The sequence below is a fragment of the Ectopseudomonas oleovorans genome, from assembly GCF_029845265.1.
Taxonomy (GTDB): Bacteria; Pseudomonadota; Gammaproteobacteria; order Pseudomonadales; family Pseudomonadaceae; genus Aquipseudomonas; species Aquipseudomonas oleovorans.
In genome coordinates, this window is the sequence record NZ_JAOCLK010000042.1 from 24,567 (window position 1) to 38,329 (window position 13,763).

Below are 13,763 nucleotides of genomic sequence, written 5' to 3' on the forward strand. Positions count from 1 at the left end.
CTGTAGGAGCCCGCTTGCGGGCGATGTGTGATTACCGGGCGATCACCGAAACCGTGGGAGCGGCTTCAGCCGCGATAAAGCTCGCCGCTGAAGCGCCTCCCACAGGCATCGCTCATTCCTGCGCCTGCACGTTGCGATACATCTGCAAGCGCGCTGCTTCATGCAGGCCACGTCCCAGCGCCAACAAGCGCTGGAACTCTTGCGGGTGGCGCTCGGCGACGTTGTCGCGCGGGGTCGGCGAGCGCAGGTCGTGCAGCGTCGGCGAGCTGCCGTCGTGCTGCATCTGCACGAGAAAGTCGCGCGTCACCGCGCCGATCACCGGGAAGGTGCCTTCCTGCAGCACCAGCGGCACCACGCGTTCGCCTTCCGGCGCCGGCAGTTGCAGGTCGCGGCCGAGACCGCCGTTGTCGAAGGGCACGCCGACCAGCCCGGCCACGGTCGGCAGCAGGTCGGCCAGGCCCACGGCCGCGTCGAACTCGCGCGGCGCCAGCCACTTCGGTGCATGAATCAGCAGCGGCACGTTGTTGCTCTCCAGCCCCAGTTGCTCGAAGGCCGGCGCCATGTGCGGGATCTGACTGATGCGGGTGTTGTGGTCGCCGAAGAAGACGAAAATGGTGTCGTCGTAGAAGCCCTGCTCCTTGGCCAGCTCCATCAGGCGGCCGATGTTGAAGTCCAGCAGGCGCACCGCGTTGTACTGCTCGACACTGCGCGAGCCGGCCTGCTGCACCTGTTCCAGCGGCAGGTCGAGCGCCTCGAAACCGTCGTTATCCTTGGGGATGGTGAAGGGCCGGTGGTTGCCGGAGGTCTGCAAGTAGGCGAAGAACGGCTTGTCCTTGGGCAGAGCGCCGAGAATGCGCGTGCTTTCCTTGAAGAAATCCAGGTCGGAGATGCCCCACACGTCCACCTGGGGCGACTGCCAGTTACGCTCTTCATAGAGTTGCACGCCGTCGATGCTCTGGCGGATCAACGCATTGATGTTGGCCCAGCCGGCGTTGCCGCCGATCATGTAGAACTTCTCGTAGCCGTCGAGCGCGTTGATCAGCGTGCGCTGGCGGGCGATCAGCGGGTTGCGCGTGGCGGTCTCCTGGCGCGACACGTCAGGGATGCCGGTGATGCTCGCCCACACCGTCTTGGCGGTGCCGGTGACCGGCACGTAGAAGTGACGGAAAAACCAGCTTTCCTGAGCCAGACGATCCAGATTGGGCGTCGGGTTCAGCGGGTTGCCGTAGGCGCCCACGGCGCTGGTGCCGAGCGATTCGAGCATGACGAAGATCACGTTGGGCTGGCGTTCTGCCTGGATGCGGTGCGCCTGCACCGGCTGGTGACGGAAGAAGTTCAGCCCCTGCGCATCGTGCTCGCTGACGCCCAGGTAATCGGCCACCACCTGGTAATGCTCGCGCGTGGCCGTCTCGTCGAAGGCGGCAGGCTCAAGCTTGAGGGTGTCGAAGAGAAACAGCGCCGGATTGATCCCGAGCGCACCGACCTGACTGTTACCGCTGTAGAAGGCATCGCTCCAGCGCAGCGGCACCGGGTTCTCCAGGTTCAGCGCGCTGGCGCGGCCGAGCAGGCCGAAGAACACCAGCACAGCGACCACTGCCGCACCGCCGAGGGCCGGCAACACACCGACCTGCTGAGCCTGCGGCCGGTCCAGGGTGGCGCGCTCCAGGCGCAGCAGCGCCCAGGCCGACAGCGCTACACCGGCCAGCCAGGCCAGGGTTATCCACAGCACCGGGTAGGTCTGCCAGAGCATGCCGGCGGAGATCTGCGCGTCGCCGGCAAAGCGCAGCACCGTGGCGTTGAGGCGCACGCCCAGGTAGGCATAGTGGCCGAAGTCGATGATGTACAGCAGGCCCAGCGCCGCCACGGCCAACACCAGGTAACCGCGCAGCAGCCAGCGCACGGCGCGAAAACGCGCCAGGCGCAGCTTGGGCAGCGCCAGCAGGATGCCGACCGGCAGCATCAGCAGCAGGGCCAGGCGCAGGTCAAAGCGCAGGCCGATGCCGAGCGTGGGCAGCACGTCCGGGTCGCTGATGCTGTCGACAGCGGAAAAGCCCAGCAGGAACAGCATGCGCAGGGCGGCGAAGAGGACGAACAGCAGCGCCGTCAGGCCTGCCAGGTAATGCAGGCGGCGGGATTTCAGCCAGCTCATGCGAGTTTCCTTGTCGGTCGGGCCAGCAGCCAGCGCACAGCGGCGCTGAGTAGCGCGCCCAGGCTATAGAGGGCCAGGTAGGGGTCGATCAGGTAATCCCAGTAGTTTTCCGAGGCGCCCAGGCGCAGGGCGAAGGCCAGGGTCGCCAACACCAGCGCCAGTGCACCGAGCCAGCTGCGTTGGAGGATCAGCACCGCGCACAGCAGGCCCAGCACCAGCAGCATCGGCCGGGGTTCGAAGCCCAGCTGGTACGGGTCGGCATAGCTCAGGCCCAGTGCCGCCGGGTAGAGCAGCACGGCCAGACCGGCGAACAGCGCCAGGCTGGCCAGCCGATCACGCGAGCTGGCAGGCGCCAGGCCAAAGCGGCTCAGGGTCACCCAGCCCAGCAGCACCAGGCTGGCCACCGACAGATCGCCGATATAGGTACGCAACTGCAGCGCCAGGCTGATGCCTTGGACCGGCAGCAAGCTGAGCAGCAGGCAGCCCGCCAGCAGGATGCCGCGCTGCAGGGCAGTACGCACCAGCCGGGTGAAGATCAGGAACAGCAACAGGGTAAAGGCCAGGTGTGGCAGCCAGAAATCAGTCATGCGGGTGGCGCTCCGAGACCCAGGCCTCGTTGAAGGTCAGGTGCTTGATGAACATGTCGTTCCACGAATAGACCAGGTGATAGGCACCCTCGCGATCACGGACGAAGTAGGGATATTCGTAGTCGAAGGAACAACCGTCGTCGCTGCACATGCGCGCGCTCACCCGCTCGAGGAAAGTCGCCTGCTGCTCGGGCTTGCCGCCGCTGGCCAGGTATTTCTCACTGACCACGGCGGGAAATTCGTCCCGCGCAATCGGTTCGCCCCAGGGGTTGGGGCTTTCGTCGAGCTCGCCGAGAGTGCGCCAGTTGGCCAGGTTGGCGTCGGTGGCATAAAGGGTCAGGCGAAAGCGCCCATCTTCGAGGTCGTTCATCGCCACCAGCAAGCTGCCGTCCGGGCGGCCGACCGCCGCCAGGGACGAGTTGGGGTTGCTCGGCTCGACCGGCTGCGGATAGCTCCAGCTGCGCCCGGCGTCCTCGCTGTAGCTGGCCAGCACGCGGTGATGCTCCTCGCCGGCATAGCGCAAAAGGGCCACGGCGCGGCGTTCGTCCAGCGCCACCACGGTCGGTTGCAAGGAATCTCGCCCCTTACCGATGCGGTACTTGCCCAGCACTTCGCCAGCGGCGCTCAGGTGCAGGTACTCGGGAAACTTGCCGAGAAACTCGTGATACACCGGTAGGCCGATGCTGCCATCGGCATGGAACACCGGCGCGGCTCGCACCAGGGTGCTGATGTTGAGAAAGGGGCTGGTGACCAGTTGCCGGGGCGCCGACCAGGTTGCGCCGAGGTCGTCGGAAACCATGGCATTGACCGCGCTACCGGCCCAACCGCCGAGCGACACCGAGACGTAGAACAGCCACAGGCGGTTGTCCGGTGCCAGGCTGATCACCGGATTGCCCAGTTTGCGGATGTGCTTGCCGACCGCGCGCTGGGTCGACTCGCGGCTGGCCAGCACACGCTCGGCGCTCCACTGGCCGCTGCTGGCATCGAAGCGCGCGGCGCGAATCTGTACGTCGGCGGCGCCTTCGCGCGTGCCGGCGAACCAGACCGCCATCAGATCACCGCCAGGCAGGTCGGTGATGGAGGCGGAATGAACGAAATCCTCCAGATCGGAGGAGGCAAAATGCGCCGCCATGGCGGGTGTCGTATTGCCCGGCAGCGCGGGGGCGCGGGCAAAGGGCGCCAACGCGTGCGAGCTGCCGGCGAGCCAGGCGAAGGCGAACACGGAGGCGGCGCCCAACAGCAGGGCGCAGGTCTTGAAGGTTGAGGTTATGGTCGCGGATTCAGGGATGTCGGGGCAATGCCAGCTGTGCGCTGGCCACGTCTTCTACAGGCTGGGCATCGACCGGATCGTAATAGATTTCCAGCTTGCGACCCTCACGGTCGAAGCCATAGATCTCGTAGCAATTACCGGGAGTGATGCGGAACTTGGTGATCTGCACGCCCTGGCGCTTCATCTGCTCGCGGAACTGCGATTCGGGCATCCAGGCGCTGCGATCAGGGCGGGCGCATTCGGTATCGGCCAGTAACGGTGTGGCGCACAGCATCAGCAGGCTGCCCAGTACGGCTCGGGCTAAACGGGGCATGGCAGATTCTCGTCAAGAAGGCATAACGCCTGGGGTGATGATCAGTCTTTGCTCTCGGTCTTCACGGCGTTGCCGCTGACCGGGTCATGGTAGATCTCGACTTTACGGCCTTCTCGATCAAAACCATAGATCTCGTAGCAATTGCCTTCGGTGATCTTGAACGTGTTGATTCTGTAACCATCGGCCACGAGTTTGGCCTGAAACTGCTCGGGGTCCTGCCAGGTTGAACGCTCGGCCGTGGTGCATTCGGTCTTGGCCAAGGCCGGCGCGGTGCAGGCCAAGGAGCTGCGCGTATACAACTGGGCCGACTACATCCTGCCGTCCGTGCCCAAGGACTTCCAGAAGGAGTCCGGCATTCAGATCACCTGGGACACCTTCGAGACCAACGAGGCGCTGGAAGCCAAGCTGCTCACCGGAAACTCCGGCTATGACCTGGTGATCCCGTCCAACCAGTTCCTCGAAACCCAGATCAAGGCCGGCGTGTTCGCCCCGTTGGACAAGTCCAAGCTGCCCAACTGGAAGAACCTCGACCCGGTGCTGCTCGGCCTGCTGGAGAAGAACGACCCGGGCAACCAGTACGGCGTGCCCTACATGTACGGCACCGTGCTGATCGGCTACAACCCGGACAAGGTCAAGGCCGCACTCGGTGAGGATGCTCCGGTGAACAGCTGGGACCTGGTGTTCAAACCCGAGAACATGGAGAAGCTGAAAGCCTGCGGCGTGGCCATGCTCGACTCGCCCACCGAGATCATCCCCATCGCCCTGCACTACCTGGGCCTGGACCCCAACAGCAGCAACCCGGCTGATTACGAAAAAGTCACCGAACTGCTGCTGAAAGTGCGCCCGTACGTAGCCTACTTCCATTCGGCCAAGTACATGACCGACATCGCCAACGGCGATATCTACGTGGCCATTGGCTACTCCGGCAGCTTCTACCAGTTCGCCAACCGCGCCAGGGAAGCCGGCAACGGCGTGGTGGTCAACTGGCGCCTGCCGAAAGAAGGCGCGCCGATCTGGTTCGACACCTGGGCCATCCCCAAGAGCGCGCAGAACGTCGATGAGGCGCATGCCTTCATCAACCACCTGCTCGAACCCAAGGTCATCGCCCCGATCAGCGATTTTCTCGGCTACCCCAACCCCAACGTGCCGGGCATGCAGCTGGTGGGCGCGGAAATCGCCGACGACCACGACCTGACCCCGACGCCGGAGCTGCAGAAGTCGCTGTACGTGGTGCAGCCGCTGCCGCAGAAGATCGAGCGTGTGCGTACGCGGGCGTGGACGTCGATCAAGTCGGGTAAGTGATTCGTCGCTAAAGGCTCGCGGCTGAAGCGGAATGCCGCCCACGACGCACTTTGTACCGATGGTGCCCACGCTCTGCGTGGGCACCTGCGTTTGCGACGCTGCGCGTTATGCCTGGCTGCGCTGGTGACTGTGAAGGTCGTGACGGGCGCAGAGCGTCCCGGGCTGCGTTACCACGCTGAGCCAGGGAACGATCAAGATGCATCTTCTGATCTTTGCAGGATCATAGGATGGGCAGAGCAACGCGAAACCCATCACCTGCCCTGGGTTTCGCTGTGCTCAATCCAGGCTACGTGCTGGCTTCGCTAAGCATCTATCGCTAGCCGTCCTCGCGTTCGAGCCGGCTTAACATACGCATGAACTCCAAAGCCAGTTTCTGATTCGCTGGCGACAGATCGCGGAAACCTTGCCGTAGCTGGAGCGCCTCGCGTGAATAGTCCGTCTCGTGCGTTTTTCTCACAGACAGCAGCGCTCCCGATTCGATTTTGAAGCCCTCAGCTTCCGCGTAGATTGCGGTCACGCTGGTATTCAGAGCCCTTGCTAGACGCTCCAGCAATGCCAGGGATGGGCTGCTCTTACCTTGCTCGATGCGCGACAGGTTGCTGGTGGCCGTTTCGACCTCCAGTGCCAATTTTTCCTGAGTGAGCTGGCGCTCCTGGCGCAGCGCGTAGATGACTTGGCCGATGTGCATGGGGCGCGATTCTTTGCCCCGCTTTGCCTTTGAGGCAAAACAATCAAAGCAAATTACTTTATGATTTTGCCTTTAAAGCAAATAGCTCGGCCGATCATTGCGTCGAGCGGTTTCAGGACAAGGCGAAACGCATGCCAACGCTGCATTGGGTCGGGAAGGACAAGGTCAAACACCACCATCGTGACGTGCCCTACCGGGTACTGCTCGACGACCACCACTATCAGGCACCTGCCGGCACGCCAGGTAACAGCACGGACAACCGCATCATCCAGGGCGACAACCTGGAAGCGCTGAAAAGCCTGCTGCCCGAGTTCGAGGGCAAGGTGCAATGCATCTACATCGACCCGCCTTACAACACGGGCAATGAAGGCTGGGTGTACAACGACAACGTCAACGATCCACGTATCAAGAAGTGGCTGGGGCAAGTCGTCGGCAAGGAAGGCGAGGATATGAGCCGCCACGATAAGTGGCTGTGCATGATGTATCCACGGTTGAAGTTATTACATCGCCTACTCAAAGATGATGGAGTCATTCTTATCAGCATTGACAGGAATGAACTGGCCTCACTCAAGACAATCATGGATGAAATATTTCTTGCCTCCAACTGGGTGGGAGAAATTTGCTGGCGTAATGTTACTGACAATAACCCCACCAACATCTCGCTAGAGCATGAGTATGTAATCTGCTATGCCAAGAAGAAATCATCAATCGAAGCCATCTGGAAATCAGCCGAACTTGCATCTAAACAAGCCTTGATTGACCTGGGTGAGCAGATAGTAAGCAGGCATGGCAGCGCCAAGGGAATGCAAGAAGAATATTCGGCTTGGTATAAAGAGCATAAGCATGAAATATGGCCATTTCAAGATTATAAGTTCATAGATTCAGGCGGCATCTATACAGGAAGCCGCAGCGTTCATAACCCTGGGAAAGAGGGTTATAGATACGAAGCCCCCAATGACGTTATACATCCAAGAACTGGAAAGCCGTGCAAGCAGCCACTTATGGGATATAGATTCCCATGGGAGACAATGCAGTCACTGCTTGAGCAGGACAGGATCATCTTCGGCAAAGATGAATCAAAGCTCGTAGAGTTAAAGCTTTATGTAAGCGACTACAAGTCGAAGTTTTCGTCCGTCATTGAGCTTGACGGACGAACCGGCACAAATGAGATCAAGGCAATATTCCCTGAAAACAACCGCCCTTTCGACTACCCAAAGCCTTCAGAATTGATATTTGATTTCTTATCTTTTTCGTCCAAGCCTGACGCAGTCATCCTCGATTCCTTCGCTGGCTCCGGTACCACGGCTCATGCCGTCCTCAAACTCAATGCTCAGGATGGCGGTAATCGCCGCTTTATCCTGATCGAGATGATGGACTACGCCGACAGCCTGACCGCCGAGCGTGTGCGGCGGGTCATGAGCGGCTATGGCGAGGGCGACAAGGCGGTGGCCGGGCTGGGTGGTGCCTTCACCTTCCAGCGCTTGGGCGAACCGCTGTTCGACTCACAGCAACAGCTCAACCCTGCTGTCGGCCTGCCAGCCATCCGCAGCTATATCGCCTGGTTGGAGTGCATTCCTCGGCAGGAGCTGGCGTCTCTCGACAATCCCCGACATCGCTACTGGCTCGGCGAAGCCAATGGTCAGCGGGTGTTCTTCTGCTACGAGCCCGAGCGCATCACCTGCCTGGATATGGATCTGCTCAACGAGCTGATCCAGACGCCCGGGCCGACCCTGTTCTATGCCGATCAGTTGGCGCTGGGCGAGGAGCTTATGCGCCGGCACAACCTGCGCTTCAAGAAGATCCCTCGCGATATCACCCGGATTTAAGGAGTCACCGCAATGGAACTGAACACCTATCAGAGCCAGGTGATCCGCGACCTGGAGACATTCATCAAGCGCTGGCAGGCCTGCAACGATAGCGTGCTGGCTTACCGTGCACATTGGGACGACGTCGGCGCAGTAAAGATGCCCGGCTACAAAGCCGCGCAGCACAGCGCCCCGCAGGTGTGCGCCAAAGTGCCCACGGCAGGCGGCAAGACCCTGATTGGTCTGCATGCGACGGAGGCCATTTTTCGCGGCCTACAACGGCGCCAGGGGGATGCACGGCTGTGCATCTGGTTGGTGCCTTCATTATCGATTTTGCAGCAAGTGCTAACGGCGTTGCGCAACCCCGATCACCCATACCGACAGACGCTCAATCGTTTGTTCGATGGCCGGGTAACGGTATTGGACAAGAGCGAATTGCTCGCTGGCGGCCAGTTCAGCCTCGACGAAGTACGCGACGGCCTTGTGCTGACCGTGCTCAGCTACGACAGCCTGCGCGCGACCAATAAAGAAAACCGCAAGCTGTACCAGGAAAACAGCGCACTGGAAGACTTCAGTGAAACCGCATTGGCACTGGCAGAAGGCACCGACCCCGCCTCGCTGGTCGCGGCCATGGCCGGCCTCAACCCTGTGGTTATCGTCGACGAGAGCCATAACGTCACCAGCGGCCTCTCTCAGGAGATGCTCTGTAACCTCAACCCCGCTTTTGTGTTTGAGCTGACAGCTACGCCGCGCGAAGGCGCCAATATCATCAGCTTCGCCGACGCGATGGCGCTGCGTGATCAGCACATGGTCAAGCTCCCGGTCATCGTGCAAAACCTGCCGGATCAGGAGGCAGTGCTCAGCCGCGCCATCGATTTGCGCGCTCGCCTGGAAGCCGAAGCGAGTGCCGAGCAAGCAGACGGCGGCTGCCGGATCAGACCTATCGTGCTGGTGCAGGCCGAAAGCAAGAGCAAGGATGCCGCTCTGACCTTCGAGAAGGCCAAGGCCGAACTGCTCAATCGCGGTGTGCCAGAAGACTGGATCAAGATCAAAACGGCCAATCTGGACGAACTGAAAGGTATCGACCTGAGCGCGGCGGATTGCCCGGTACGCTTCATCATTACCATCAATGCGCTCAAGGAAGGCTGGGACTGCCCGTTCGCCTACATCCTGGCCACCCTGGCTGATCGCTCGTCTGCCGTGGATGTGGAGCAGATTCTTGGCCGCATCCTGCGCCAGCCTTATGTGCGCCCGCATGGCCGTGAGCAGTTGAACATGAGTTATGTGCTGACCTCTTCGGCACAGTTTGGCCAGACGCTGGAAAAGATCGTCGCCGGTCTCAACCGGGCCGGCTTCAGCCGTCGAGACTTTCGTGCCCGCGACGAATCTCAGGCGCCGGTGGCCGTGGCACCGAGCACAGGAAAAACGCCACCACCGAGCGCATCTGGATCGCTCTTTGACTCACCAACCACGACGCCAGCGCAAGCGCCCGTTAGCAGCTCAGCTAACGCAACAGTTGAAGACATTATGGCGTTTGCCCTGCAAGCCAACGCCGAGCTTGAACAGGCCAGTCAGGCCTTGAACGGCAACTACCAGGCACAGGAAGTAAGGAACGCCATGGATGTTTACCCGATTCGCCAAGCCTTTGCCGAGCAGGTGGCAGCCTTGCGTTTACCGCAGTTCTTTCAGGTAATGCCCGGTTCCTCCCTGTTCGAGCAGGGGCATGTCTTTCTCGAACGCGATGCCTTGCTGTCGGGCTTCCAGATTGCAGATTGCGACGTCAATGATTTTGCCGTGGCCCCGGCCAGCGGCGATCTGATCAAGCTGGATTTGCTCAAGGTCGGAGAGTCGGCAGGGGATTACGAGCCTACGCGGGTAAGACTCAAGGATCAGGAGATTCGTCGGTGGCGCGATTACCTGTCAAACCTTGATGCGGATGCCAAGCGCCGGCAATTGAGCGGGCTGGTCAACAACTGGATCGGCAAGATGCCGCCATTGGCTGACAGTGATTTGCTGGCCTACATCAACAAGATCCTGGCGCGCCTGAGCCCTGGGGATCTGGAGTTGGTCGTAGAGCAACAGCACGCTTATGTCGATGCCATTCGCAAACGCGTGCGCAAGGAAATTCAGCAATTCGCACGCAAGCGCTTCAAGGAATGGCTTGGCCTGGGCAAGATCGAGCTGCGTGAAAATCATGCGCTGTCGAGCGAGATCGCACCCCGGCACACCTCTGCCATCGCCACGGAAAACAGCCTGTACCTGCGTGAAGAACGAGGCAATGGCCTGGAAGAACGCATGGCCGACTTCCTGATGGACTGCGACAACGTTCGCTGGTGGCATCGCAACCTTGTCAACAAAGGTTTCGTACTCAACGGAGCACTCAATCACTATCCCGACTTTATCGTGTGCCTGAAATCGGGAGTGATCGTCTTGTTGGAAACCAAAGGCAGCGATAGGGACAACTCCGATAGCGCCGCGAAAATCGAACTGGGAAGTCTCTGGGAAGCACGAGCCGGGATTAAATACCGCTACCGGATGGTGTTTGAGACGGATCCATTGGATGGGGCGATTACCTGGGCGCAGGCCTGTGATTTGGTCAAAGCGCTTTGAGTGGAACAGTCCTGTAAACATAAAGGTGCAATCAACACCACGAAGACTGGATAAAACACCCCAAAAGCTCGCGGCTGAAGCCGCTCCTACGGAACACCGCACACCCCGTAGGAGCGGCTTCAGCCGCGAACACTTTACCCGCAGGGCACTCAGCCACCCACCTCCCCCGTCTCCAGCTTGCGCCACAGCAAACGCACCGCCGCCTTGCGCACCAGGGCGCAGCGGTATAGGCGGATTTCCAGTGGAATCTGCCACTGCTCTGCGCCACAGATAGTCAGTTCGCCACGGGCCAGTTCCGCAGTCACTGATAGCCGTGGCACCCAGGCCACGCCCATGCCCTGCAGGGCCATGCTCTTGAGGCTGTCGGCCATAGCGGTTTCGTACACGGTGGTCGAGCGTAATGCGCGCTGGCGTAGCAGCAGGTTGACCGAGCGACCGAGAAAGGCGCCGGCGCTGTAAGCCAGCAGCGGTACGCTCTGGCCATTGTCGAGGTCGTACAGCGGCGCGCCGGACTCGTTGACCGCGCATACCGGCAACATCGATGTGGCGCCCAGGTGCAGCGAGGGGAAGATCGCCGGGTCCATCTGCAGCGCCGCGTCAGGGTCGTAATAGGCAAGGATCAGGTCGCAGGCGCCTTCACGCAGTGAATGCACCGCTTCGCCGACGTTGGTCGCCACCAGGCGGGTGGTCAGTGGCAGACCTTCGCGGCGCAGGCGGGCGATCCATTCCGGAAAGAAACCCAGGGTCAGCGAGTGGGCGGCGGCAATCGACAGCATCTCGCCCTGCTGGCCTTCGAGGTTGTGCAGGTGGCGCACCACTTCGCCAAGCTGTTCGACCAGGCTGCGCGCGGTCACCAGGAACAACTTGCCGGACTCGGTCAGCTCGACCGGGGTGCAGGAACGGTCGACCAGGGTCAGGCCGAGCATGCCTTCCAGGCTGCGGATACGTCGGCTGAATGCCGGCTGGGTGACGAAGCGCTTTTCCGCAGCCTGGGAAAAGCTGCGGGTGGCGGCCAGGGTGACGAAGTCTTCCAGCCATTTGGTTTCCAGGTTCATCGCAGGCTCCGCGTGCTGATCCGGTTTGCGCCCGTGTAGGAGCCGCGCCTCGGGGCGAAGGATTTCTGGCGCCCGGCCAGAGCATTCGCCGCGAGGCGCGGCTCCTACAGAAACAATCAGAGGGCCGACCGTGTTGCGCCGGTGGTGGGTTACGCCGCAGCGCTATCGGCGTGACATTTGACGCCGGTGGCATGCGGCTAACCCACCCTACGTTTGTCGCTAGTGCGCGGTCACTTCGACATTATGCCGATTGTGCATAGGGCAGCAAGTAACGGCATTGGTAGCGAGACGGTTGGAGCCCCTATTCTATGGGTATCGCGGCACTCGCCGTATTCCCCAAGAGTCATCTCGATCATGTCCCCTGCTGCATCTGTTCGCGTCGAAAAAGACCTGCTCGGCACCCTCGAAGTCCCCGCCGATGCCTATTACGGTATCCAGACCCTGCGCGCCGTGCAGAACTTCCGCCTGTCCGGTGTGCCGCTGTCGCATTATCCGAAGCTGGTAATCGGCCTGGCCATGGTCAAGCAGGCCTCGGCGGACGCCAACCGCGAGCTGGGCCATCTGTCCGCCGCCAAGCACACGGCAATCAGCACCGCCTGCGCACGCATCATCCAGGGCGAGTTCCACGAGCAGTTCGTGGTCGACATGATCCAGGGCGGCGCCGGCACCTCGACCAACATGAACGCCAACGAGGTCATCGCCAACATCGCGCTGGAGGCCATGGGCTTTGAGAAAGGCCAGTACCAGCACCTGCACCCGAACAACGATGTGAACATGGCGCAGTCGACCAACGACGCCTACCCGACTGCCATTCGCCTGGGCCTGCTGCTCGGCCATGACAGCCTGCTGAGTGCGCTGGACAAGCTGATTCAGTCCTTCGCCTCCAAAGGGCTGGAGTTCGGCCATGTGCTGAAGATGGGTCGCACCCAGTTGCAGGACGCCGTGCCGATGACTCTGGGTCAGGAATTCCACGCCTTCGCCACCACCCTGGGCGAAGACCTACAGCACCTGAAGATGCTCGCCCCGGCGCTGCTCACCGAGGTCAACCTAGGCGGCACCGCCATCGGCACCGGCATCAACGCCGACCCGAAATACCAGGCCCTGGCGGTCAAGCGCCTGAGCGTGATCAGCGGTCACCCGCTCAAGCCGGCGGCCGACCTGATCGAAGCCACCAGCGACATGGGCGCCTTCGTGCTGTTCTCCGGCATGCTCAAGCGCACGGCGGTCAAGCTGTCGAAGATCTGCAACGACCTGCGCCTGCTGTCCAGCGGCCCGCGTACCGGCATCAACGAAATCAACCTGCCGGCGCGTCAGCCGGGCAGCTCGATCATGCCGGGCAAGGTCAACCCGGTGATCCCCGAGGCAGTCAATCAGGTGGCCTTCGAAGTGATCGGCAACGACCTGGCGCTGACCATGGCGGCCGAAGGTGGCCAACTGCAGCTGAACGTGATGGAGCCGCTGATCGCCTACAAGATCTTCGACTCGATCCGCCTGCTCACCCGCGCCATGGATATGCTGCGCGAACTGTGCATCGACGGCATCACCGCCAACGAAGCACGCTGCCGCGAACTGATGGAAAACTCCATCGGCCTGATCACCGCGCTGAACCCCTACATCGGCTACGAGAACGCCACGCGCATCGCCAAGGTCGCCCTGGAAAGCGGGCGCGGCGTGCTGGAACTGGTGCGCGAGGAGCAGTTGCTGGATGAGGCCACCCTGGCCGACATTCTGCGCCCCGAGAACATGATCGCCCCACGCCTCGTGCCCCTGCAGCAGTAACGGAGAACGACCATGCAACCGTCACAGCCCCCCAGCGTCAAGTTCCTGTTCCGCACCCTGCATCCGCCGCGCCGCTTCTGGCCGGGCCTGGCGGGTTTCTACACCGGCGCGAGCCAGGCACCAGCTCGTCAACGCAGCTGAGCGTCTTTCATAGGAGGCATCACCAGCCTCGATCTTCAGGGATGGCCTCGGCCATCCCTTTTTT

12 protein-coding genes are annotated in these 13,763 nt (G+C 61.5%); 5 read left to right on the forward strand and 7 right to left on the reverse strand.

The genetic code is table 11. The features are described from left to right. Window positions 1–112: 112 nt before the first annotated feature. Genes N5J71_RS18100 through N5J71_RS18120 form a run of 5 tightly spaced genes read right to left on the reverse strand, consistent with a single transcriptional unit; the run spans window position 113 to window position 4,618 of the window. Window positions 113–2,149, reverse strand: coding sequence for an LTA synthase family protein (locus tag N5J71_RS18100; RefSeq protein ID WP_257598339.1), 2,037 nt, complete (start codon window positions 2,147–2,149; stop codon window positions 113–115). Beyond that, on the reverse strand, window positions 2,146–2,736 hold the full coding sequence (locus tag N5J71_RS18105) for a hypothetical protein (RefSeq protein ID WP_257598338.1): 591 nt from the start codon (window positions 2,734–2,736) through the stop codon (window positions 2,146–2,148). Before N5J71_RS18105 ends, N5J71_RS18100 begins: the two co-directional genes overlap by 4 nt. After that, a complete protein-coding gene (locus tag N5J71_RS18110) occupies window positions 2,729–4,006 on the reverse strand; it encodes a sialidase family protein (RefSeq protein WP_279917364.1) in 1,278 nt (425 codons plus the stop codon). The genes N5J71_RS18105 and N5J71_RS18110 overlap by 8 nt, the downstream gene beginning before the upstream one ends. Window positions 4,007–4,016: 10 nt before the next feature. After that, complete coding sequence (locus N5J71_RS18115; protein ID WP_074859864.1) at window positions 4,017–4,319, reverse strand: PepSY domain-containing protein; 303 nt, start codon at window positions 4,317–4,319, stop codon at window positions 4,017–4,019. A gap of 41 nt (window positions 4,320–4,360) precedes the next feature. Further along, window positions 4,361–4,618, reverse strand: a complete 258-nt coding sequence (locus tag N5J71_RS18120; protein WP_394355878.1) for a PepSY domain-containing protein — start codon at window positions 4,616–4,618, stop codon at window positions 4,361–4,363. On the opposite strand from N5J71_RS18120, the gene N5J71_RS18125 reads away from it, so the two are divergent. After that, window positions 4,572–5,621 carry a polyamine ABC transporter substrate-binding protein gene (locus N5J71_RS18125; protein WP_279917363.1) on the forward strand — a complete coding sequence of 350 codons (1,050 nt, stop codon included), beginning with the start codon at window positions 4,572–4,574 and terminating at the stop codon, window positions 5,619–5,621. The two genes, N5J71_RS18120 and N5J71_RS18125, sit on opposite strands and share 47 nt — an antisense overlap. Before the next feature lie 316 nt (window positions 5,622–5,937). On the opposite strand, the gene N5J71_RS18130 is transcribed toward N5J71_RS18125, so the two are convergent. Next, entirely contained in the window at window positions 5,938–6,309 is a 372-nt protein-coding gene (locus N5J71_RS18130) for a helix-turn-helix domain-containing protein (protein WP_206408510.1), read from the reverse strand. Window positions 6,310–6,440: 131 nt separating this feature from the next. Between N5J71_RS18130 and N5J71_RS18135 the strand changes: the two genes are divergently transcribed. Continuing rightward, the gene (locus tag N5J71_RS18135) at window positions 6,441–8,135 is read left to right on the forward strand and encodes a site-specific DNA-methyltransferase (RefSeq protein ID WP_206408509.1); all 1,695 of its coding nucleotides are present in this window, start codon (window positions 6,441–6,443) and stop codon (window positions 8,133–8,135) included. Between the two features lie 12 nt (window positions 8,136–8,147). Further along, the gene (locus N5J71_RS18140; RefSeq protein ID WP_279531644.1) at window positions 8,148–10,724 is read left to right on the forward strand and encodes a DEAD/DEAH box helicase; all 2,577 of its coding nucleotides are present in this window, start codon (window positions 8,148–8,150) and stop codon (window positions 10,722–10,724) included. A gap of 149 nt (window positions 10,725–10,873) precedes the next feature. Here the strand turns inward: N5J71_RS18140 and N5J71_RS18145 are convergent, their stop codons facing one another. After that, window positions 10,874–11,779 carry a LysR substrate-binding domain-containing protein gene (locus N5J71_RS18145; RefSeq protein ID WP_004422954.1) on the reverse strand — a complete coding sequence of 302 codons (906 nt, stop codon included), beginning with the start codon at window positions 11,777–11,779 and terminating at the stop codon, window positions 10,874–10,876. A gap of 354 nt (window positions 11,780–12,133) precedes the next feature. Here N5J71_RS18145 and N5J71_RS18150 point away from each other — a divergent pair, with 354 nt between their 5' ends. After that, window positions 12,134–13,558 (forward strand): aspartate ammonia-lyase, encoded by a 1,425-nt coding sequence (locus N5J71_RS18150; protein ID WP_074859874.1) that lies wholly within the window; start codon window positions 12,134–12,136, stop codon window positions 13,556–13,558. Between the two features lie 12 nt (window positions 13,559–13,570). Beyond that, complete coding sequence (locus tag N5J71_RS18155; RefSeq protein ID WP_255311661.1) at window positions 13,571–13,699, forward strand: hypothetical protein; 129 nt, start codon at window positions 13,571–13,573, stop codon at window positions 13,697–13,699. Window positions 13,700–13,763: the final 64 nt, after the last annotated feature.